Source organism: Actinokineospora pegani (assembly GCF_009745975.1).
GTDB lineage: Bacteria > Actinomycetota > Actinomycetes > Mycobacteriales > Pseudonocardiaceae > Actinokineospora > Actinokineospora pegani.
The window spans coordinates 134,279-155,246 of record NZ_WHOL01000117.1 but is presented as its reverse complement, the minus strand read 5'-3'; the positions used below and the strand labels follow the sequence as shown (position 1 = coordinate 155,246).

At 70.6% G+C, this 20,968-nt stretch carries 21 protein-coding genes and 3 tRNA genes; 23 read left to right on the top strand and 1 reads right to left on the bottom strand.

Annotated elements, in window-relative coordinates:
* The first annotated feature begins 100 nt into the window (after positions 1-100).
* From GCL84_RS24880 to rplA, 12 genes are all read left to right on the top strand, one after another.
* Positions 101-2,815: a putative bifunctional diguanylate cyclase/phosphodiesterase gene (locus GCL84_RS24880; protein WP_156757968.1), complete on the top strand. Its 2,715-nt coding sequence runs from the start codon at positions 101-103 to the stop codon at positions 2,813-2,815.
* 85 nt (positions 2,816-2,900) lie between these two features.
* A tRNA-Thr gene (locus GCL84_RS24875) sits at positions 2,901-2,973 on the top strand.
* Between the two features lie 84 nt (positions 2,974-3,057).
* Positions 3,058-3,130 (top strand) — tRNA-Met (locus tag GCL84_RS24870).
* 147 nt (positions 3,131-3,277) lie between these two features.
* Positions 3,278-3,442 (top strand): 50S ribosomal protein L33, encoded by a 165-nt coding sequence (rpmG, locus tag GCL84_RS24865; protein ID WP_156757967.1) that lies wholly within the window; start codon positions 3,278-3,280, stop codon positions 3,440-3,442.
* 89 nt (positions 3,443-3,531) lie between these two features.
* Positions 3,532-3,987: an FAS1-like dehydratase domain-containing protein gene (locus GCL84_RS24860; RefSeq protein WP_156757966.1), complete on the top strand. Its 456-nt coding sequence runs from the start codon at positions 3,532-3,534 to the stop codon at positions 3,985-3,987.
* Positions 3,984-4,394, top strand: coding sequence for a MaoC/PaaZ C-terminal domain-containing protein (locus GCL84_RS24855; protein WP_156757965.1), 411 nt, complete (start codon positions 3,984-3,986; stop codon positions 4,392-4,394). The genes GCL84_RS24860 and GCL84_RS24855 overlap by 4 nt, the downstream gene beginning before the upstream one ends.
* Positions 4,395-4,419: 25 nt before the next feature.
* A complete protein-coding gene (locus GCL84_RS24850; protein ID WP_156757964.1) occupies positions 4,420-5,511 on the top strand; it encodes an aminotransferase-like domain-containing protein in 1,092 nt (363 codons plus the stop codon).
* Positions 5,512-5,741: 230 nt separating this feature from the next.
* Positions 5,742-5,814, top strand: a tRNA-Trp gene (locus GCL84_RS24845).
* Positions 5,815-5,902: 88 nt separating this feature from the next.
* A complete protein-coding gene (gene secE / locus GCL84_RS24840; protein WP_156757963.1) occupies positions 5,903-6,349 on the top strand; it encodes a preprotein translocase subunit SecE in 447 nt (148 codons plus the stop codon).
* Positions 6,350-6,415: 66 nt separating this feature from the next.
* A complete protein-coding gene (gene nusG / locus GCL84_RS24835; RefSeq protein ID WP_156757962.1) occupies positions 6,416-7,273 on the top strand; it encodes a transcription termination/antitermination protein NusG in 858 nt (285 codons plus the stop codon).
* A gap of 111 nt (positions 7,274-7,384) precedes the next feature.
* On the top strand, positions 7,385-7,816 hold the full coding sequence (rplK, locus tag GCL84_RS24830; RefSeq protein WP_156757961.1) for a 50S ribosomal protein L11: 432 nt from the start codon (positions 7,385-7,387) through the stop codon (positions 7,814-7,816).
* A 118-nt stretch (positions 7,817-7,934) separates the two neighbouring features.
* Positions 7,935-8,660: a 50S ribosomal protein L1 gene (gene rplA / locus GCL84_RS24825; RefSeq protein WP_156757960.1), complete on the top strand. Its 726-nt coding sequence runs from the start codon at positions 7,935-7,937 to the stop codon at positions 8,658-8,660.
* 77 nt (positions 8,661-8,737) lie between these two features.
* Here rplA and GCL84_RS24820 read toward each other — a convergent pair whose 3' ends face one another.
* Positions 8,738-9,547, bottom strand: coding sequence for a hypothetical protein (locus GCL84_RS24820; RefSeq protein ID WP_156757959.1), 810 nt, complete (start codon positions 9,545-9,547; stop codon positions 8,738-8,740).
* A 283-nt stretch (positions 9,548-9,830) separates the two neighbouring features.
* Here GCL84_RS24820 and rplJ point away from each other — a divergent pair, with 283 nt between their 5' ends.
* From rplJ to GCL84_RS24765, 11 genes are all read left to right on the top strand, one after another.
* Positions 9,831-10,373, top strand: coding sequence for a 50S ribosomal protein L10 (gene rplJ, locus GCL84_RS24815; protein ID WP_156757958.1), 543 nt, complete (start codon positions 9,831-9,833; stop codon positions 10,371-10,373).
* Between the two features lie 63 nt (positions 10,374-10,436).
* Positions 10,437-10,823, top strand: a complete 387-nt coding sequence (gene rplL, locus GCL84_RS24810; protein WP_156757957.1) for a 50S ribosomal protein L7/L12 — start codon at positions 10,437-10,439, stop codon at positions 10,821-10,823.
* 219 nt (positions 10,824-11,042) lie between these two features.
* On the top strand, positions 11,043-12,194 hold the full coding sequence (locus GCL84_RS24805; RefSeq protein WP_156757956.1) for an ABC transporter ATP-binding protein: 1,152 nt from the start codon (positions 11,043-11,045) through the stop codon (positions 12,192-12,194).
* Complete coding sequence (locus GCL84_RS24800) at positions 12,191-12,985, top strand: MlaE family ABC transporter permease (protein WP_156757955.1); 795 nt, start codon at positions 12,191-12,193, stop codon at positions 12,983-12,985. Before GCL84_RS24805 ends, GCL84_RS24800 begins: the two co-directional genes overlap by 4 nt.
* Positions 12,986-12,987: 2 nt before the next feature.
* Positions 12,988-13,839 (top strand): MlaE family ABC transporter permease, encoded by an 852-nt coding sequence (locus tag GCL84_RS24795; RefSeq protein WP_156757954.1) that lies wholly within the window; start codon positions 12,988-12,990, stop codon positions 13,837-13,839.
* The gene (locus GCL84_RS24790; protein WP_156757953.1) at positions 13,836-15,176 is read left to right on the top strand and encodes an MCE family protein; all 1,341 of its coding nucleotides are present in this window, start codon (positions 13,836-13,838) and stop codon (positions 15,174-15,176) included. The genes GCL84_RS24795 and GCL84_RS24790 overlap by 4 nt, the downstream gene beginning before the upstream one ends.
* On the top strand, positions 15,173-16,210 hold the full coding sequence (locus GCL84_RS24785) for an MCE family protein (protein ID WP_156757952.1): 1,038 nt from the start codon (positions 15,173-15,175) through the stop codon (positions 16,208-16,210). Before GCL84_RS24790 ends, GCL84_RS24785 begins: the two co-directional genes overlap by 4 nt.
* A 23-nt stretch (positions 16,211-16,233) precedes the next feature.
* Complete coding sequence (locus tag GCL84_RS24780) at positions 16,234-17,226, top strand: MCE family protein (RefSeq protein ID WP_156758112.1); 993 nt, start codon at positions 16,234-16,236, stop codon at positions 17,224-17,226.
* Positions 17,223-18,416, top strand: a complete 1,194-nt coding sequence (locus tag GCL84_RS24775; protein ID WP_156757951.1) for an MCE family protein — start codon at positions 17,223-17,225, stop codon at positions 18,414-18,416. Before GCL84_RS24780 ends, GCL84_RS24775 begins: the two co-directional genes overlap by 4 nt.
* Positions 18,416-19,663 carry an MCE family protein gene (locus GCL84_RS24770; RefSeq protein ID WP_156757950.1) on the top strand — a complete coding sequence of 416 codons (1,248 nt, stop codon included), beginning with the start codon at positions 18,416-18,418 and terminating at the stop codon, positions 19,661-19,663. Before GCL84_RS24775 ends, GCL84_RS24770 begins: the two co-directional genes overlap by 1 nt.
* Positions 19,663-20,928 carry an MCE family protein gene (locus GCL84_RS24765; protein ID WP_156757949.1) on the top strand — a complete coding sequence of 422 codons (1,266 nt, stop codon included), beginning with the start codon at positions 19,663-19,665 and terminating at the stop codon, positions 20,926-20,928. Before GCL84_RS24770 ends, GCL84_RS24765 begins: the two co-directional genes overlap by 1 nt.
* The last annotated feature ends 40 nt before the right edge of the window (positions 20,929-20,968 follow it).

Sequence of the window (20,968 nt, the reverse complement as noted above, 5' to 3'; positions counted from 1 at the left end):
CACTTTCGCCCTATCGGGGTACAGTCCGAAAGCCGTGGGGGGACTCGCCATGCGCGGGGGACGGGTACCCGCCCGGCCACCCGCCGTCCGAGGAGGTTGCATGCCGGACCACCACGGCGCGGCTGAGGCAAGCCTGCCGCCGGTGATCGCCGCACCCCCGGACGAGGTCGACGACCCCCCGGCCTGCCCGGACCCGGTTCGCGCCGCGGCCCCGCAGTGGACCGAGGACCCCGCCCCCAACCGCCGGTTCCTGGCCTTCTCCATCTTCGTCCTGGCCATCTCGCTGATCGCCGCCTGGTTCGTCGGCGGGTCCATCCCGCCGAACCTCGGCGAGGGCGGCGCGACGGTGATCTGGTCCGGGCTGCTGCTGGCCCTGGGCTTCCTGCTCGCCGAGCAGCTCGCGATCAACATCGACGTGCGCTCCGGCGTGTCCTGGACGATCTCCTTCTCGGAGATCCCGCTGGTCATCGGCCTGTTCGTGGCCCCGTTCGAGGTGGTGCTCGCCGCCCACCTGCTCGCGGGCGTCGGCACCCTGGTGGTGCGCAAGGTCAACGACCGCATCCTCTACAACGCGGGCGCCATGGTGTTCGAGATCACCTGCGCCTTCGCCGTCGCCGACCTGGTCGACCGCGTGCTCGGCGGACTCGGCCCGGCCTGGAGCGGCACGCTCGCGGGGGCGCTGGCCGCCCCGCTGTCGTCCACGCTGCTCGCCCTGGTCTGCGTGCGCATCCTCGGCCGCCGGATGCGGGTCGGCCCCGCGGTCCGGCTGATGCTGCGCACGCTGGTGCTGGGCCTGGTCAACGCCTCGGTCGGCGTCGTCGGCTACCAGGTCGTCGCGCACGCCGAGGCCGGGTGGCCGCTGCTGGTGCTGGCCATGAGCGGGCTCGCCGCGCTGTACATCGCCTACTCCGGGCTGCTGCGCGAGCAGCGCGACCTGGAGGCGCTGTCCGAGGTCAGCCTCATCGTCGCCCGGTCGGGCCACCAGGCCGCGGCCAAGCCGTCGCTGGGCCTGGCCGACCCGAGCGAGGTCGCCGGGGTCGCCGACAGCGACGAGTGGCAGGCCATCGCCGAGCGGATCAAGGAGCAGCTCGGCGCGGCCAGGGTCGTGCTGCGGCTGCGCTTCGACCCGCAGCTCCCGCTGCACACCGTCGTCTCCGGCGCCGACCTGCCCGTCGAGGTGCACGACGTCGAGACCAACGGGGCCAAGGCCGACGCGCTGCTGCGGCTGCCCGGCTCGCACGTGCGCCACTTCCGCCGCGGCGACGCCGTCCCCGAGGTCCGCCACGCGCTGGCCCGCCGCGACGCGGAGGAGGCGCTGGTCGTCCCGCTGCGCAGCGCCAACCACCTGCTCGGCGTGGTCGAGGCGCACGACAAGCTCTCCCGCTGGCGCGGTTTCGGCCAGGCCGACACCCGGCTCATCGGCACCATGGCCAGCCACCTGGCCACCGCCATGGACAACCGCCGCCTGGTCGCCACCCTGCGCCACGACGCCTACCACGACCCGCTGACCGGCCTGCTCAACCGGCCCGGCTTCCGCCGCGCCGCCGGGGAACCGCTGCGCCAGCACCCGAACTCCGTCGTGCTGCGCATCGACCTCGACATCCTGTCCACGGTCAGCGACGCGCTCGGCTACGCCTGGAGCGACCGGATGGTCGTGGCCGCGGGCCGCAGGCTGCGCGCCGCGCTCGGCCCGGACGTCGCGCTGGCCAGGCTGGAGGGCGGGCAGTTCGCCGCCCTGCTGGCCCAGACCTCCCCGGACGGGGCGCACGAGGTCGCCGAGCGGCTGCGCGCCGAGCTGGCCGCGCCGTACCCGGTCGACCGGCTCACCGTCGAGGCCAACTCCGTCGTCGGCTACTCCACCCCGCGCACCGCCGAGGGGGAGCCCGTCGAGCTCGACGTGGACGCGCTGCTGCAGCGCGCCGACGTGGCGCTGCGCGCGGCCCGCTCCGGCGGCGACACGGTGCGCGTCTACCAGCCGACGATGGGCCAGGTCTTCCTGCGCCGCTTCCAGTTGGTCACCCAGTTCCGGCAGGCGCTGGAGACCGGCCAGGTCAAGGTGCACTACCAGCCCAAGGTCGCGCTGCCCTCGCGCCAGGTGATCGGCGTCGAGGCCCTCGTCCGCTGGCGGCACCCGGAGTTCGGGCGCCTGGACCCGGACGAGTTCGTGCCCGCCGTCGAGGCCGCGGGCCTGGTCGACGCGCTGACCGGGTTCGTCATGGAGCAGTCGCTGATCCGGGTGCGCAAGTGGCTCGACCGGGGCCTGCGCATCGCCGCGGCGGTGAACCTGTCCGTGCGCAGCCTGGACGACCCCAAGTTCCCCGACCGCGTCGCCGAGGCCCTCGAGCGCCACGGCGTACCGCCGGAGCTGCTCACCCTGGAGCTGACCGAGTCCGGCGTGATGGCCGACCCGCAGCGCGCCCTGCCGGTCCTGCGCCGCCTGCACACCCTGGGCGTGACGCTGGCCGTCGACGACTTCGGCACCGGCTACTCCTCGCTGGCCTACCTGCGCCAGCTCCCGGTCGACGAGGTGAAGATCGACAAGAGCTTCGTCCTCGGCATGGGCACCGACCTGGGCGACCTGGCCGTGGTGCGCTCGATCGTCGAGCTGGGCCACTCGCTCGGCCTGACCGTGGTCGCCGAGGGCGTGGAGGACGACGCCGCGCGCGACCAGCTCTCGGCGATGGGATGCGATGTGGCGCAGGGGTACCTGATCTCCCGGCCGCTGTCGGAGAGCCGGTTGGAGGCGTGGTTGCAGGCCCGGACCACGCAGGCCAGGGGCGTGCGCGACGAGACGGTGCTGACCCTGCTGTCGTAGGGGGACCCCCGTTTTGGAGCCCCGCGCACGACCGTGTATGGTTCTCCACGTCGCCAGGGAAACCAAGGCGCTGCAAGGAAGACCTGCCCCTTTAGCTCAGTCGGCAGAGCGTCTCCATGGTAAGGAGAAGGTCTACGGTTCGATTCCGTAAAGGGGCTCGCTGGTTCAAGCCGCGGTGACACCGGAAGTATTGCGGTGTAGTCGCGGCTTAAGCCATGTAGGATGCAAGGTGCAAGACACGAAGCGGCGTAGCTCAGTTGGTAGAGCAAACGGCTCATAATCGTTGTGTCGCCGGTTCAAGTCCGGCCGTCGCTACTCAGTGGGTGAGCTGTGCCAGCGGAAAGCGCTGGCCGGGCTGATTCGCAGTAATATCCGGGGGGCGACCCCCGGTCCCCCGGGGGCAACCCCGGACCTCCGACCGCGTGGGCGTCCTCGCGGTCATCGGTTACGAAAGGCATTGCTGTGGCTTCTACTGACGTGCGGCCGAAGATCACGCTCGCGTGTGAGAGCTGCAAGCACCGCAACTACATCACCAAGAAGAACCGGCGCAACGACCCGGACCGCGTGGAGCTGAAGAAGTTCTGCCCGAACTGCGGCAACCACCAGCTCCACAAGGAGACCCGCTGACCGCACCGGGTCCCGCCGACCAAGCCGCTCTCGCCACCGCGCGAGGGCGGCTTTCGTCGTTCTCGGAGCCTCCTCGATAGGGTGCCGGGGTGGCACTTGACCAGTCGTTCGTGGGGCGCACGTACCCGCCCGCGCCCGTCTACGAGGTGGGGCGGGCGAAGATCCTGGAGTTCGTCGAGGCGATCGGGGACACCAACCCCGTGCACCGCGACCCGGCGGCCGCCCGCGCGGCCGGGCACCCGGACGTGACCGCCCCGCCCACGTTCACCACGATCATGAACCTGAACTTGATCAACACCATCGTCACCGACCCCAAGCTGGGCCTGGACTACAGCCGGATGGTGCACGGGGACCAGAGCTTCGAGTACCACTCCCCGGTCGTCGCGGGCGACCGGTTGGTGACCACGGCCTCGATCGAGGCGATCATGCACCGCGCCGGGAACGACTTCATCACCCTGCGCGCGGAGATCGCCACAGTGGACGGCGCGCCCCGGGTCACGGCCAGGGCGCAGTTGGTCGTGCGCGACGCGGAGGCGGCGGGATGAGCGTGCACAAGGGGTTCGAGCTCGAGCCGCTCGAGGTCCGGCTCACCCGCGCCGACCTGGTCAGGTACGCGGGCGCCTCGCTGGACTTCAACCCGATCCACTGGAACGGGCGGTTCGCCGGGGAGGTCGGCCTCCCGGACGTCATCGCGCACGGGATGCTGACGATGGCGGTCGCGGGCCGGGTCGTGACCCAGGCCGAGCTCGGGGCGCTGGTCAGCTACACCGCCCGCTTCACCCGGCCCGTCGTCGTGCCCGACGACGACAAGGGCGCGCTGGTCGAGCTGTCCGCGAAGGTCGGCGCCGTGCTGGACAACGGCGACCTCCGGGTCGACATCACCGCCCGGTTCGACGGCAAGACCGTGCTGGGCAGGGCCCAGGCCGTCGTCCGCCCCACTGAGGCGGGCTGACCGCCCGGGACTAGCCTCGGCAGGCGTGACGGCTTCCGACCTCATCTCGTTCGCGCGCGGCGCCCCCTCCCTCGACATCATCGATGTCGAGGGGCTCAAGGCGGCCACCGACGCTGCCCTGTCCGAAGACCCCGGCGGCGCGCTGGGCTACGGCACCGCCATCGGCTACCCCAAGCTGCGCAAGCTGCTGGCCGAGCGGCACGGCGTCGCCGAGGAGCAGGTGCTGGTCACCAACGGCTCCATGCAGGCCGACGCCTTCCTGTTCGACCAGCTCGTCGTCAGCGGCGAGCCGGTCGTCGTCGAGCGCCCGACCTACGACCGCACGCTGCTGGGCCTCAAGCAGCGCGGCGCGGCGATCACCCCGGTCTCGCTCGACCTCGACGGCATCGACGTCGACGAGCTCGCGGGCCTGCTCGAGGGCGGGCTGCGGCCGACGTTCGCCCACATCATCCCCAACTTCCAGAACCCGGCCGGGTACACGCTGACCCTGCCCAAGCGGCAGCGGCTGCTGGAGCTGGCCGAGCAGTACGACTTCGTCATCTTCGAGGACGACCCGTACGTGCAGATCCGGTTCGCGGGCGAGCCGCTGCCGACGATGCTGGAGCTCGACGCGGGCAAGGGGCGCGTGGTCTACGCCAGCTCCTTCTCCAAGACCGTCGCGCCCGGCGTGCGCATCGGCTACCTGGTCGGCCCGGCCGACCTGATCGCCAAGATCCGGGTGCGGGCGACCAACACCTACATCTCGCCCAACATGTTCGCCCAGGCCGTGGTGTACCAGTTCCTGGCCAGCGGCGGCCTCGACCGCGCGGTGGCCAAGGTGAACGCCGCGCTGGCCGAGCGGGTCGCGGTGCTGACCACCGCGCTGGGCAAGCACATCCCGGACGCGAAGTTCACCGCTCCCGACGGTGGCTACTTCATGTGGGTGGACCTGCCCGACGGCGTCGACGTGGCCAAGCTGCTCGTCGCGGCCGAGGAGCGCGGGGTGACCTTCGTCAAGGGCACCGACTTCCTGCTCGAGGGCGGCACGTCGAGCGCCCGCCTCGCGTACTCCGGTGTCACCACGGACAAGGTCGAGGAGGGCGTCCGGCGGCTCGCCGACGCGCTCGCCTCGCTGTGACACCCCGCCCCCGCCCGGCGCCGTCCCCGACCTGTCGGGGAGGGCGCCGCCACGGCGGGGGCCGGGTACTGGATCACGCGTTCGGCGGCCGGTGGGGTGGTACTCGGTTGCGAGGCCACCCACCGGGTGCCGTATGCTCCCGTACTCGGGACCACCTGGTGCCCACTGGCTCGCGCGAGCAGGCTAAGCTGGGTTCGTCAGGTGCGTCGGTCGCGACCCCCGGGTCGCGGAGGGGCGTAGCTCAATTGGCAGAGCAGCGGTCTCCAAAACCGCAGGTTGCAGGTTCGATTCCTGTCGCCCCTGCGTTTGACGTCGGGGCTCGCTGAGGACTTGAGACAGGGTCTTCAGCGGGCCCCGACGACCACAAACACCCACCGAGTGGAGGACTGGCGTGGCTGAGGACAAGGACCGGGAAGAGGGGCAGCAGGACGACGCCCCCCGTCCGTCCAGCGCCGCTTCCCGGCGTGAGCGCCGCGGGACCAGCCGCCCGGCCTCGTCCAACCCCAAGGACGACGACGGTGGTCCGCAGACCGAGAAGGTCCCGGTCGTCCGCCCCGAGGGCAAGGCCAAGCCGTCCGACGCGGAGAAGTCCGGCAAGGCCAAGAAGAGCCGCCCCACCCCGAGCCGCGAGCGCAAGCCGGAGAAGGTCGGGTTCTTCTCCCGGATCTTCCGGTTCCTCCGCGAGGTCGTCGCCGAACTGCGCAAGGTCATCTGGCCGACGCGCAAGCAGATGGTCACCTACACCGCCGTGGTGCTGGTCTTCGTGGCCTTCATGGTGGCGCTGATCTCCGGTCTCGACCTCGCCCTCGGCCAAGGCGTCTCCTGGCTGTTCGGCTGAGCCGCGCCGCTGGCCGCGTGTCGCGCGCCGGGGCCGTGGATGTACTGAAAGGAAGCGAGACCTACTGTGACCTCCGAGAACGGCGCCGTCGACGGGCGTGAGCTGACTGCCCTGAGCGATGCGGAGGTCGTCGACGCCAAGGGCGCCGACGAGTCCGACGCTGCCGCCGAGCCCGCAGAGGTCGCCGCGGACAGCTCCTCCGAGAACGTCACCGACACCACCGCCGAGGCAGGCGACACCGCCGCCGAGGACGCGCAGGCGCAGGACGTCGAGCCCGCCGAGGTCGTCGACGAGACGCCGATCGACGCCCCGCCCGCCGACCCGGTGGCCGAGATGCGCGACGCGCTGCGGTCCGCGCCCGGCGACTGGTACGTCGTGCACTCGTACGCGGGTTACGAGAACAAGGTCAAGACCAACCTCGAGACCCGCATCCAGACCCTCGACCAGGAGGAGTTCATCTTCCAGGTCGAGGTGCCGACCGAAGAGGTCACCGAGATCAAGAACGGCCAGCGCAAGCAGGTGCAGCGCAAGGTGCTGCCCGGCTACATCCTGGTCCGCATGGAGCTGACGGACTCCTCCTGGTCCGCGGTCCGCAACACCCCCGGCGTGACCGGGTTCGTCGGCGCCACCTCCAAGCCCTCGCCGCTGACCGTGGACGAGGTGCTCAAGTTCCTGCTCCCGCAGGTGGAGGAGGCCAAGCCCGCCGCGGCCAAGTCCGGCGGCGGCTCCACGGCGAACCGTCCCACGGTCGAGGTGGACTTCGAGGTCGGCGAGTCGGTCACCGTCATGGACGGCCCGTTCGCGACCCTGCCCGCCACGATCAGCGAGGTCAACGCCGACCAGCAGAAGCTGAAGGTCCTGGTGTCGATCTTCGGCCGGGAGACCCCGGTCGAGCTGTCGTTCACCCAGGTCTCCAAGATCTGACCGGCTCCCGCTCGAGCGGGGACCGGACGGCCGGACCCGGCGCAGCCATTCGCCGGGTCCGGACCCCGTGGCGCGAGTCGCCACCACCGATAGGAACAGAAAGCCGGAGAGATGCCTCCCAAGAAGAAGAAGCTCGCAGCGATCATCAAGCTGCAGATCAAGGCGGGCCTGGCCAACCCGGCCCCGCCCGTCGGCCCCGCGCTGGGCCAGCACGGCGTCAACATCATGGAGTTCTGCAAGGCCTACAACGCCGCGACCGAGTCGCAGCGCGGGCAGGTCGTGCCGGTCGAGATCTCCGTGTTCGAGGACCGCTCGTTCGACTTCAAGCTCAAGACCCCGCCCGCGGCGAAGCTGCTGCTCAAGGCCGCAGGCGTGGAGAAGGGCTCGCCGGAGCCGCACGTGAAGAAGGTCGCCAAGGTGACCTGGGACCAGGTGCGCGAGATCGCCGAGACCAAGAAGGCCGACCTCAACGCGATCGACGTCGACCAGGCCGCCAAGATCATCGCGGGCACCGCCCGCTCGATGGGCATCACGGTCGAGTAGGACCGCTCCGCCCAGAGCACGTGTGGGAGGGCCAGGCGCTGGCCCGCACCACGACTGATCAGCGGCACCCGGTTCTCCTGTCCCGGGCCGCACTCCAGGACTTACCAGAGGAACAGCAATGGCAAAGCGCAGCAAGGCTTACCGCCAGGCGGCGGAACTGATCGACAAGGCGAACCTGTACAGCCCGCTCGAGGCGGCCACCCTGGCCAAGGACACCTCGAAGGTCAAGCTGGACGCCACCGTCGAGGTCGCGATCCGCATCGGGGTCGACCCCCGCAAGGCCGACCAGATGGTCCGCGGCACCGTCAACCTGCCGCACGGCACCGGCAAGACCGCCCGCGTCATCGTCTTCGCCACCGGCGACAAGGCCACCGAGGCCGAGGCCGCCGGTGCCGACGCCGTGGGCTCCGACGAGCTCATCGCCCGCATCCAGGGCGGCTGGCTCGACTTCGACGCGGCGATCGCCACCCCCGACCAGATGGCCAAGGTCGGTCGCATCGCCCGCATCCTCGGCCCGCGCGGCCTGATGCCCAACCCCAAGACCGGCACCGTGACCCCCGACGTCACCAAGGCCGTCGCGGACATCAAGGGCGGAAAGATCAACTTCCGCGTCGACAAGCAGGCCAACCTGCACCTGGTCATCGGCAAGGTCTCCTTCGACAAGGAGAAGCTGGTCGAGAACTACGCGGCCGCCCTGGACGAGATCCTGCGGGCCAAGCCGTCGGCGGCCAAGGGCCGCTACCTGAAGAAGATCACCTTCTCCACCACCATGGGCCCCGGCATCCCGGTCGACCCGGCGCGCACCCGCAACCTCCTCGAGGAGGACACCGCGGGCACGGCGTGACGTCGCTGAACTGCTGAACGACGGAAGAGGGCGGTCCCGGTCGGGACCGCCCTCTTCCGTTTCCGCGGTGGGGGTCCTCAGCAGGACTCGCGCTCGTGCCGGACGATCGTCCACTGGCCCGCCCGGGAGTTGTCGATCTCCTTGACGGTGAACACGCCCAGCCGGGGGCCGCTGCTGACCTCCAGGTCGCAACTGCTGACGCGCACCTCGCCGTCGGCGTCGGGCACGAGGCTGACCCTGGTCGGGAAGTAGACCTCGGCGTAGTTGTTCTTGCTGGTTACCTGGGTGTGCAAGCGCTTGACGGCGGTGTCGCAGTCGGGGGCGTTGAAGTGGGTGGCGAAGGACTGGGCGACCTGCTCGGTGGCGAAGCGGGTGCAGGCGTCGGGGAGGGTCTCCTGGGCGACGTTGTCGTAGAAGGCGCGGACGGCCTCCTTCGGGTTGGTCGCGAACAGCACGGTGCGCTCGGTCTTGCCGCCGCCGGTCTGGCTGGCGGGCAGGTCCTCGTCCGGGCCGCCGAAGTACTTCTCGTAGGCCCAGTTGAGCAGCAGGACGGCCACCAGCAGGTAGATGGCCCGGCGGAACCACTTGGACAGCAGCACCTTGCGCCACAGCGGGCGGCCTGCGCGGCGGGGCCTGGGCTCGGCGGGGTCGGAGTCGGGGGCGCCGAACTGCGAGGAGCGCTGCCACTCCTGGTAGCGCTGGAACTCCTGGAACTGCCGGAAGCGCTCGGCCTCGTCCGGCGTCAGCGCGGGGCCCGGCACGACCTGGCCCGGCACCACCTGCGGCTGCTCCTGGGGCGGGACGGGCGGCGGTGCGGGCACCTGCGGGCCGGGGTGGCGCGCGGGCGGCTGGGAGTCGGGCTCCTCGGGACGCTGGTTGTCGGCCACGGCGACCATCATGCCGTGACCCGATTTGGAGCGTCGAGAACCGGGGGCGTACTGTCTACCTCGGTTCTACCGAAGACCGCTGGTTTCCCGCGCGGCCCACCTGGGCGGCAGAGGACGAAGGCCCCGGAGTGGGCGGCCCGCGCAGGGGAACGAGGATTGCCGCTCGCCGTGCCTCCAGCACGCTGCCGCGCCCCGTGCCGCTCCTGCGCCGGGGCGCTTGTCGTTTCTCTCCGACCGCCCTCGTGATGCCGGCGCAACCCACGCAACACGAGAGGAGCGATCCATGGCGAAGCCTGACAAGGTCGCTGCGGTCGCCGAGATCGCGGACAAGTTCCGCAGCAGCTCGGCCGCCGTCGTCACCGAGTACACCGGCCTCACCGTGGCGCAGATCACCACGCTGCGGCGCGCTCTCGGCACCGGCACGTCCTACCGCGTCGCCAAGAACACCCTCGTCCAGCTCGCCGCGAAGGACGCGGGCGTGCAGGGCCTCGACGACCTGTTCGTCGGCCCCACCGCCATCGCGTTCGTCACCGGCGAGCCGGTGGACGCGGCCAAGGCCATTCGCGACTTCGCGAAGGACAACAAGGGCCTGGTCGTCAAGGGCGGCTACATGGACGGCCGCGCGCTGTCCGTGGACGAGGTCACCAAGATCGCCGAGCTGGAGAGCCGCGAGGTTCTGCTCGCCAAGCTCGCGGGCGCGATGAAGGGCAACCTCAGCAAGGCCGCGGGTCTGTTCCAGGCCCCTGCCTCGCAGGTCGCCCGGCTGGCCGCCGCGCTGCAGGACAAGAAGGCCGCGGCGGGCGAGTCCGCCGACGCCGAGAGCTGAACACCCACCCGGTAAGTACAACGCGCCCGTTCGACCGGGTGTGCTAGTGAAAGGAACGCCACCATGGCGAAGCTCAGCACCGACGAGCTGCTCGATGTCTTCAAGGACATGACCCTCCTGGAGCTGTCGGCCTTCGTGAAGCAGTTCGAGGAGACCTTCGAGGTCACCGCGGCTGCGCCGGTCGCCGTCGCCGCCGCCGCCCCGGGCGCGGCGCCCGCCGAGGCCGCCGAGGAGCAGGACGAGTTCGACGTCATCATCGAGGCCGCTGGTGACAAGAAGATCCAGGTCATCAAGGTCGTCCGCGAGGTCGTCTCGGGCCTGGGCCTGAAGGAGGCCAAGGAGCTGGTCGAGGCCGCTCCGAAGGCCCTCCTGGAGAAGGTCAACAAGGAGGCCGCCGACGCCGCCAAGGAGAAGCTCGAGGCCGCGGGCGCCAAGGTGTCCGTCAAGTAACTCGCGCCTCTCGCGCTCGAAAGGGCCCGGTACCGTCCCTGGTACCGGGCCCTTTTGTGTGCGCCGGTCACAACCCCGGCGGGCACCGGTCGAGGGAGACGAGTACTTTTCCAACTCGGCGGTAACTTTCGGAGTAACCGGGCCGGGCCGCCGTCGTTGCATCCAATGACGCCGTTGCCGGGGGCGGCCGGGCGGCGGAGCACAGGGTCGGGAGGTCCGATGGGCGCCGAGGTCGTCATCGAGGGGCTGACGAAGTCCTTCGGCAGGCAGACCATCTGGCGGGACGTGTCGCTGACGCTGCCCCCGGGTGAGGTCTCGGCGATGCTGGGGCCATCGGGCACCGGCAAGTCGGTCTTCCTCAAGTCGATGATCGGCCTGCTCAAGCCCGACCGGGGCCGCTGCGTGGTCAACGGCGTCGACATCGTCACCTGCTCCGAGGCCAAGCTCTACGAGGTGCGCAAGCTGTTCGGCGTGCTGTTCCAGGACGGCGCGCTGTTCGGGTCGATGAACCTCTACGACAACGTCGCCTTCCCGCTGCGCGAGCACACCAAGAAGTCCGAGTCCGAGATCAAGCGGATCGTGCTGGAGAAGCTCGACCTCACCGGTCTGGCTGGCGCGGAGACGAAGCTGCCCGGCGAGATCTCCGGCGGCATGCGCAAGCGCGCCGGGCTGGCCCGCGCGCTGGTGCTCGACCCGCAGATCATCCTCTGCGACGAGCCGGACTCCGGCCTCGACCCGGTCCGCACCGCCTACCTGAGCCAGTTGCTCATCGACCTCAACGCCCAGATCGACGCGACGATCCTGATCGTCACGCACAACATCAACCTGGCCCGCACGGTGCCGGACAACCTGGGCATGCTCTTCCGCAAGGAACTGGTCATGTTCGGCCCGCGCGAGGTGCTGCTGACCTCCGACGCGCCGGTCGTCGAGCAGTTCCTCAACGGGCGGCGGCTGGGTCCGATCGGCATGTCCGAGGAGAAGGACGCCACGCAGATGGCGCTCGAGCAGGCCCACATCGAGGCCGGGCACTCCGACGGCACCGTCGGCGAGGACCTGCGCGGTGTCGTCCCGCAGATCGCCCCGACCCCCGGCCTGCCCGAGCGCGAGGCCGTGCGCCGCCGCAAGGACCGGGTCATGCAGATCCTGCGCACCCTCCCGCCGGTCGCCCAGCAGGGCATCCTCGACTCGCTGACCGACGAGGACCGCCGCCGGTACGGGATCACCTCGGGCCAGGCGCCGCTGAGCGCCCGTCCGGCCCTGCCCCGCCGGGGGGAGCGGCCGTCGCCCGCCCCGCGCCCGGGGTACGGGGGCGACATGAGCGCGACGCAGGAGATCGCCGCCGTCCCCGACGCCCCCGGCAGGCGCGCGTGACCACCGGCCTCGCCAAGGGTGACTTCCCCGGTGCGGGCGCCCTGCGCGAGACCGGCAGGCTGTTCGCGCTGGCGCTCGACGTCCTGGTCAACATCTTCCGCAAGCCGTTCCAGGTCCGCGAGTTCATCCAGCAGTGCTGGTTCATCGCCAGCGTCACGATCCTGCCGACCGCGCTGGTCGCCATCCCGTTCGGCGCGATCATCGCGCTGCAGCTCGGAACGCTGATCGTCCAGTTGGGAGCGCAGTCGTTCACCGGCGCGGCCAGCGTGCTCGCGATCATCCAGCAGGCGGCGCCGCTGGTGACCGCGCTGCTGGTGGCGGGCGCGGGCGGGTCGGCGATCTGCGCCGACATCGGCTCGCGCACCATCCGCGAGGAGATCGACGCCATGGAGGTCCTCGGCGTCTCCCCGGTGCAGCGGCTGATCGTGCCCCGCGTGCTGGCCTCGATGCTGGTCGCGGTGCTGCTCAACGGCCTGGTCAGCGTCGTCGGGGTGATGGGCGGGTACTTCTTCAACGTCGTCCTGCAGGGCGGCACCCCCGGCGCGTACCTGGCCAGCTTCTCCGCGCTGGCCCAGCTCCCGGACCTGTGGATCAGCGAGCTCAAGGCGCTGATCTTCGGGTTCATCGCCGGGGTCGTGGCGGCGTACCGGGGGCTCAACCCCAAGGGCGGTCCCAAGGGCGTCGGCGACGCGGTGAACCAGGCCGTGGTCATCACGTTCCTGCTGCTGTTCTTCGTGAACTTCGTGCTGACCGCGGTGTACCTGCAGGTCGTCCCGGCGAAGGGGAGCTGATCATGGCTTCGGTGACCGACTCGGCGAAGCGGGCCGCGCGCAAGGCCTACGACCGTCCGATGAAGACGCTGGACGGCCTGGGCGACCAGATGTCGTTCTACGTGCGCGCCCTGCTCTGGGTGCCCCGCGCGATCCGCCGCTACACCCGCGAGGTGCTGCGGCTGCTGGCCGAGGTCAGCTTCGGCTCCGGCGCGCTGGCCGTCATCGGCGGCACCGTCGGGGTCATGGTCGGCCTGACCGTGTTCACCGGTGTCGTCGTCGGCATCCAGGGCTACGCCGCGCTGGAGCAGATCGGCACCGCGGCGTTCTCCGGCTTCACCTCGGCCTACATCAACACCCGGGAGATCGCGCCGCTGATCGCGGGCCTGGCGCTGTCGGCCACGGTCGGGTCCGGGTTCACCGCGCAACTGGGCGCCATGCGGATCTCCGAGGAGATCGACGCGCTGGAAGTCATGGCCGTGCCCAGCCTGCCGTTCCTGGTGACCACGCGGATCATCGCCGGGTTCATCGCGGTCATCCCGCTCTACATCGTCGGCCTGCTGACCTCGTACCTGGCGTCCAGGTCCATCGTGGTCTACGCCTACGGGCAGTCAGCGGGCACCTACGACCACTACTTCAACCTCTTCCTGCCACCGGAGGACGTGTTCTGGTCGTTCGGGAAGGTGCTGATCTTCGCGGTCATCATCATCCTGTCGCACTGCTACTACGGCTACACCGCCAGCGGCGGCCCCGCGGGCGTCGGCATCGCGGTCGGCCGGGCGGTGCGCACCACGATCGTCACCGTCGCGATCGTCAACTTCTTCATCGGCTTCGCCATCTGGGGCACGACGACGACGGTGAGGATCGCCGGATGAGTCTCGGGAAAGTGATCAAGAGAAGGCTCTACGGGCTGTCGTTCATCGTCGTCGTCGTGGCGCTCGTCTCGCTGAGCATCGCGATGTACAACAAGGCGTTCACCCCGGTCGCGTCGGTCACCCTGACCACCGACAAGGTGGGCAACCAGCTCTCGGTGAACTCCGACGTCAAGGTGCGCGGGCTCATCGTCGGCGTGGTCCGCAAGATCACCCCGACCGCCGGCGGCGCTGAGCTGGACCTGGCCATCGACCCGGACAAGATCGACGTCATCCCGGCCAACGTCTCCGCCCGCTTCCTGCCCAAGACCCTGTTCGGCGAGCGCTACGTCGCGCTGCAGATCCCCGAGCGGCCCGCCCCGGAGTCCCTGCGCGGCGGCGACAACATCCGGCAGGACGACTCGGTGCGCGCGGTGGAGCTGGAGCAGGCGTTCGAGAGCCTGCTGCCGGTGCTGCAGGCGGTGCAGCCGCAGAAGCTGTCGGGCACCCTGACCGCGATCTCCACCGCGCTGCGCGGCCGCGGCGACCAGCTCGGCAAGACCCTCGCCGACCTCGGCGACCTGGTCGGCGAGCTCAACCCGCACCTGCCGCGGCTGCGCGAGGACCTGGTGACGCTGGCCGCGGTCTCCGACACCTACGCCGACGCCACCCCGGACCTGGTCGACGCGCTGTCCGACCTGACGGTCACCTCGCAGACCGTCGCCGAGCAGCGGGCCAACCTGGACCGGCTGTTCGCCACGACCACCACCGCCTCCCGCGACCTGGAGTCGTTCCTGCGGATCAACCGGGACAACCTGATCCGGCTGGCCGACAGCTCCCGGCCGACGCTGGCGGCGCTGGCGAAGTACTCGCCCGAGTACCCGTGCCTGCTGCAGCTCATGGCCTCCAACGTGCCCGAGCTGGACAAGGTCTTCGGCAAGGGCACCAACCAGCCCGGCCTGCACGCCACCATCGAGGTCACCGTCAACCGCGGCAAGTACGAGCCGGGGGAGGACACCCCGGCCTACAGCGACGACCGCGGCCCGCGCTGCTACGACTTCACCCAGTTCCCGACGCCGTTCCCGCAGAACCCGCCGGACGGCCCGATCCAGGACGGGACCAGCTTCAAGCCGCCCGCCCGCTCCCAGCAGGACGGGGTCCTCCCGCCCGCGGGCGGCACCACCACCCCGCAGGCCGCGGTGAGCGCTGATGGCCTCGGCCTGCCCAACTCGCGCGGCGAGGCCGACTTCCTCGCCCAGTTGCTCGCCCCGCAACTGGGCGTCGAGCCCGAGCAGGTGCCCGGCTGGGCGTCGCTGCTGGTCGGCCCCGTCTTCCGCGGCGCGGAGGTGAGCTTCCGATGAAGGGCCTGGTCGCCCCGCTGGTCAAGCTGGGCATCTTCATGGTCGTCACGGTCGCGGCCACCGGCGTGCTCGCGCTGAGCATCGCCAACGTCGACCTGTCGAGCACCTCGACCTACACCGCGCGGTTCACCGACGCCACGCAGTTGCTGCCCGGCGACGACGTGCGCATCTCCGGCGTGCGGGTCGGGCAGGTGGAAGAGGTGGCCATCGTCGACCGCAAGCAGGCCGAGGTGCGCTTCTCCGTCGACTCCGGCCGCGAGCTGCCCGCCTCGGTCACCGCGACGATCAAGTTCCGCAACCTGGTCGGCCAGCGCTACGTCGCGCTCGGGCAGGGCGCGGGCGCGGACCCCAACGCGGTGCTGGAACCCGGCGACACCATCCCGGTGGACCGCACCAAGCCCGCGCTCGACCTCACCCAGCTCTTCAACGGGTTCAAGCCGCTGTTCCAGGCGCTGTCCCCCGACGACGTCAACAAGCTGTCCTACCAGGTCATCCAGGTCCTGCAGGGCGAGGGCGGCACGGTGGAGAACCTGCTCGCCCGCACGGCATCGCTGACCAGCACGATCGCCGACAAGGACCAGGTCATCGGCCAGGTGATCACCAACCTCAACGGCGTGCTCACCACCATCAACGCCCGGGGCGACCAGCTCGGCGGGCTCGTCGGCCAGGTCCAGCAGCTGGTCTCCGGCCTCGCCGAGGACCGCCAGCCGATCGGCCGGGCCATCGACTCGCTCGGCGGCCTGGCCCAGACCACCAGCGGCCTGCTCACCGAGGCCCGTGAGCCGCTCAAGCAGGACATCGCGGCGCTGGGCGGCCTGGTGGACAACCTCAACGCCAACGAGCAGACCGTCGAGCACTTCATCCGGTTCCTCCCGGAGAAGACGGCGACGCTGACCCGCACGGTCAGCTACGGCTCGTGGTTCAACTTCTTCCTCTGCTCGGCCTCCGGCCAGGTCGGCGTCCCCGGCCTGATCACCACGCCGATCTCCGTGCCGGTCCTGCCCGCGAACCAGCCGAGGTGCACGACGCCATGAGCCCCAAGAGCAGCGGCGAGCCGATGAAGCCGTTCCGCCAGCGCGACCCGATCCCGATCGGCCTGGTCTCCCTGCTGACCATCGGCCTGGTGCTGACCGCGGCCGTGTACTCCGACGACCTGCCGGTGATCGGCGGCGGCACCACCTACAGCGCCGAGTTCAGCGAGGCGGCGGGCATCCAGTCCGACGACGAGGTCCGGATCGCGGGCATCAAGGTCGGGCAGGTCTCCGAGGTCTCGCTCGAGCGGGACAAGGTGATCGTCAGCTTCAAGGTCAAGGACGCCTGGATCGGCGACCGGACCAGGGCCGACATCAAGATCAAGACCCTGCTCGGGCAGAAGTTCCTGTCGCTGGAGCCCGACGGCGCCGAGGTCCTCGACCCGGACGCGCGCATCCCCCGCGACCGCACGACCGCGCCCTACGACGTGCTCGAGGCCTTCCGCGGCCTGGCCGAGACCACCGACGCGATCGACACGACCCAGCTCGCGCAGAGCTTCGAGACGATCGCGACCACCTTCGCCGACACCCCCGACGACGTGCGCGGCGCGCTCACCGGCCTGCAGGCGCTGTCGAAGACGATCTCCTCGCGCGACCAGGAGCTGTCCACGCTGCTGGACAACACCCGCCAGATCACCAAGACCCTCGCCGACCGCGACGCCCAGGTGGTCAAGCTCATCCAGGACGGCAACCTGCTGCTGGAGGAGGTCAACGCGCGCAAGAAGGCGATCGACGCGCTGCTGACCGGGGCCCAGACGCTGTCCAAGGAGGTCAGCGGCCTGGTCACCGACAACCAGGAGCAGCTCGGCCCGGTGCTGGCCAGCCTCGACCAGCTCACCACCATGCTCCAGCGCAACCAGGACGCGCTGGCCAACGGCATCAAGAACTTCGCCCCGTTCGCCCGCCAGTTCAACAACGTGCTGGGCAACGGCCGCTGGTTCGACAGCTACATCTGCGGGCTGCTGCCGCCCTCGCTGGGCCCGCTCAACAGCCCCGGCTGCCTGGGGGACCCGAGATGAGCACCTTCACCAGCAAGTTCTCCCGCGACCTGTCCCGCACCGTCGCCATCGCCTGCGTGCTGGGCCTGGTGGTGGCCGCCGCGCTGTGGTGGTTGCTGCGCGAGCCGAACGAGAAGCGCTACACAGCGGTGTTCACCGGCGTCGTCGGCCTCTACGAGGACAACGACGTGCGGGTGCTCGGGGTCAAGGTCGGCTCGGTCGACAAGATCACCCCGCGCGGCGACCGGGTCGAGGTGGAGATGCTCGTCGACCGCACGGTCGAGGTCCCCGCCGAGGCCCAGGCGCTCATCGTCTCGCCGTCGCTGGTCTCCGACCGGTACGTGCAGCTCGCCCCCGCCTTCACCGGCGGGGAGGTGATGGCCACCGGCTCGGTCATCCCGCTCGAGCGCACCTCGACGCCGCTGGAGGTCGACGACCTCTACGCCAGCCTGACCAGGGTCGCCCAGACCCTCGGGCCCAACGGGGCCAACTCCGACGGCGCGCTGTCGGACCTGCTCAACGCCGGGGCGCAGAACCTCGGCGGCAACGGGCAACTGATCAACGAGACCATCACCCAGCTCGGCCAGCTCTCCAGCACCCTGTCCGGCAACTCCGGCGACCTGTTCGGCACCGTGGACAACCTGCAGAAGTTCACGACCGCGCTGGCGGGCAGCGACGACCAGGTCAACCGGTTCGCCGAGCAACTGGCCCAGGTCACCGACTTCCTCGCCGCCGAGCGCGGCAACCTCGGCGCGGCCGTCGACCAGCTCGGCAAGTCGCTGGGGCTGGTGCAGCAGTTCGTCAACGACAACCGCGGCCGCATCCGGTCCAACGTGGACAAGCTGGCCTCGGTGACCGGCGTGCTCACCCAGCAGCGGGCTGCGCTGGCCGAGACGCTCGACATCGCCCCGCTGGCGCTGAGCAACGTCATCAACACCTACAACGCCTCGTCCGGCACGCTCGACGCGCGGGCCAACATCAACGAGCTGACCCAGCCGCTGATCGTGACCCTGTGCAACCTGATCAAACAGGGCACGCCGCAGAGCCTGCCCAGCACGCTGGGCGACGCCTGCACGGCCATCGCCCCGATCGTCAACGGACTGGTGCCGCTGCCGACCCCGGCGCAGGTCGTCGCCGACCTGCAGGCGGGCAGGCTGCCCTCGCTCCCGCTGCCGCTGGCGGGCCAGGTCTTCGGAACGGGAGGCCAGTGATGCCCGCGGTGACCGTGAAGAACCGGCTCAAGCTCGCCGCCGTCGCCGCCGCGGCGGCCGTCGGGATCTCCGGCTGCGGCTTCACCGGCGTCTACGACCTGCCGCTGCCCGGGGGCGCCGACCTCGGCGACGACCCGTACCGGGTCAAGGTGGAGTTCCGCGACGTGCTCGACCTGGTGCCGCAGTCCGCGGTCAAGGTCAACGAGGTCGCCGTCGGCCGGGTCGAGGAGATCGGCCTCGCCGAGGACGGCTGGACCGCCCAGGTCACCCTGCTGGTGCGCGGCGACGTCGTGCTGCCCGCCAACGCCGACGCCAAGGTGCGCCAGACCAGCCTGCTCGGTGAGAAGTACATCGAGCTGGCCCGCCCGCCCGCCGGGGTGCGGGCCGACGGCGAGCTCACCGACGGCGCGGTCATCCCGGTGAGCAGGACCAACCGCAACACCGAGGTCGAGGAGGTGCTCGGCGCGCTGTCCATGCTGCTCAACGGCGGCGGCGTCGAGCAGTTGCGCGACATCACCCGGGAGCTGAACAAGGCCACCGAGGGCCGCGAGACCGACATCAAGGCCCTGCTGGACAACGTGGACACCGCGGTCTCCACCCTCGACGAGGGCAAGGGCGACATCACCCGCGCCATCGACGGGATCAACCGGCTGGCGATGACCTTGAACGGTCAGCGCGACCGGGTCGCGGGCGTCATCGACAACATCGGCCCCGGCCTCAAAGTCCTCACCGACCAGCGCAGGCAGCTCGTGACGATGCTGCGGAGCCTGGACTCGCTGTCCGGGGTCGCCATCGACACGGTCAACCGCAGCCAGGAGGACCTGGTGGCCGACCTCAAGGCGCTCACCCCGACGCTGCTGAAGCTGGGGGAGGCGGGCAACAACCTGCCCAACGCCCTGGAGCTGCTGGTGACCTTCCCGTTCACCGACGCCGCCGTGGCCGGGGTCAAGGGCGACTACTTCAACATCTACGCCGACATCGACCTGAACCTGCAGAACATCGTCGACAACCTGGGCCGCTCCCGGCAGAACCCGCTCGACGGCCTGCTGCCGCTGCCCGGTCTCACCGGCGGCGAGGAGCAGCAACAGCCAACCCCGCGGCAACCGACCCAGCAGCCACCCGGCCAGCAGCCCCAGCAGGGCTCCACGGGCCCCCTCGGTGGCCTGCTGCCCAGCCCCACGCAGAGCGGCGGCGTCAAGGGCGGGCTCGGCGGCCTGCTCGACATCCTGACCGGGGGCGGCGCCTGATGCTGACCAGGACAGTCCGGCTCCAGCTCATCGCCTTCGCGCTGATCGCCGTCGTCTCCATCGTCTACGCCCTGTTCCGCTTCACCGACATCGGCCGCGTCTTCGGCACCGACGGCTACCGGGTGCGGATGGAGCTGACCGAGTCCGGCGGCATCTTCACCAACGCCGAGGTCACCTACCGGGGCATCACCGTGGGCCGGGTCGGTGAGATCCGGCTGACCCGCGAGGGCATGGAGGTGGACCTCGACATCGAGCCGTCCGCACCGCAGATCCCGGCCGACCTCGACGCCGTGGTGGCCAACCGGTCGGCGGTCGGCGAGCAGTTCGTCGACCTGCGCCCGCGCCACGACGGCGGACAGGTGCTGGGGGAGGGTTCGCTCATCGAGTCCGACCGGACCAAGACCCCGGTCAGCACCGACACCGTCATCCGCGAGCTGGAGAGCCTGGCCAGCTCGGTCCCGACCGACTCGCTGCGCACCGTCGTCGACGAGCTGGACAAGGCCTTCGACGGCACCGGTCCGGACCTGCAAGTCCTGCTCGACACCGTCACCGAGTTCACCGCCGCCGCCCGTGACCACCTGCCGCAGACCATCAAGCTGATCGAGGACGGCGGCACCGTGCTGAAGACGCAGGCCGCGCAGTCGGGCAACATCAAGGGCTTCGCCAGCGACCTGGCCGCGCTCACCGACCAGCTCAAGGCCTCGGACCCGGCGCTGCGCACCCTGATCGCCACCACCCCGCAGGCCGCGACCGCGGTGACCGACCTGCTGCGCGAGTCCGGCCAGGGCCTCGGCGTGCTCACGGCGAACCTGCTGACCACCGCCGACATCCTCGAGACCAGGGTCGACGGCCTCGAGCTGGCGCTGGTGGTCTACCCGGTGCTCGCCGTCGGCCCGAAGACGGTCACCCCCGGAGACGGCACCGCCCACCTGGGCCTGGCGCTGAACCTGTTCGACCCGCCGCCGTGCACCAAGGGCTACGAGGGCACCCCGGAGCGGGCGGGCGACGACCTCGCGGACGTGCCGCCGAACCAGGCCGCGTACTGCGCGGAGCCGGTGGGCAGCCCGATCAACGTGCGCGGCTCGCAGAACGCGCCGTTCGGCGGGGCCCCGCAGCAGCCGACCGACGCCGAGATCGCCGCCAACTCCGAGCGGTCCCAGGAGCAGCTCGCGCAGATGGCCGCGGCCAGCCTGCCGGGCACCGTGGGCAGGCCGGGCTCGGCCACCGCGCCGACGCTCGCCGGGCTGCTCGGCCTGCTCGGCTGAGTTGTTACCGGTCGGTCAAACACGGATGTGACCGGGCACC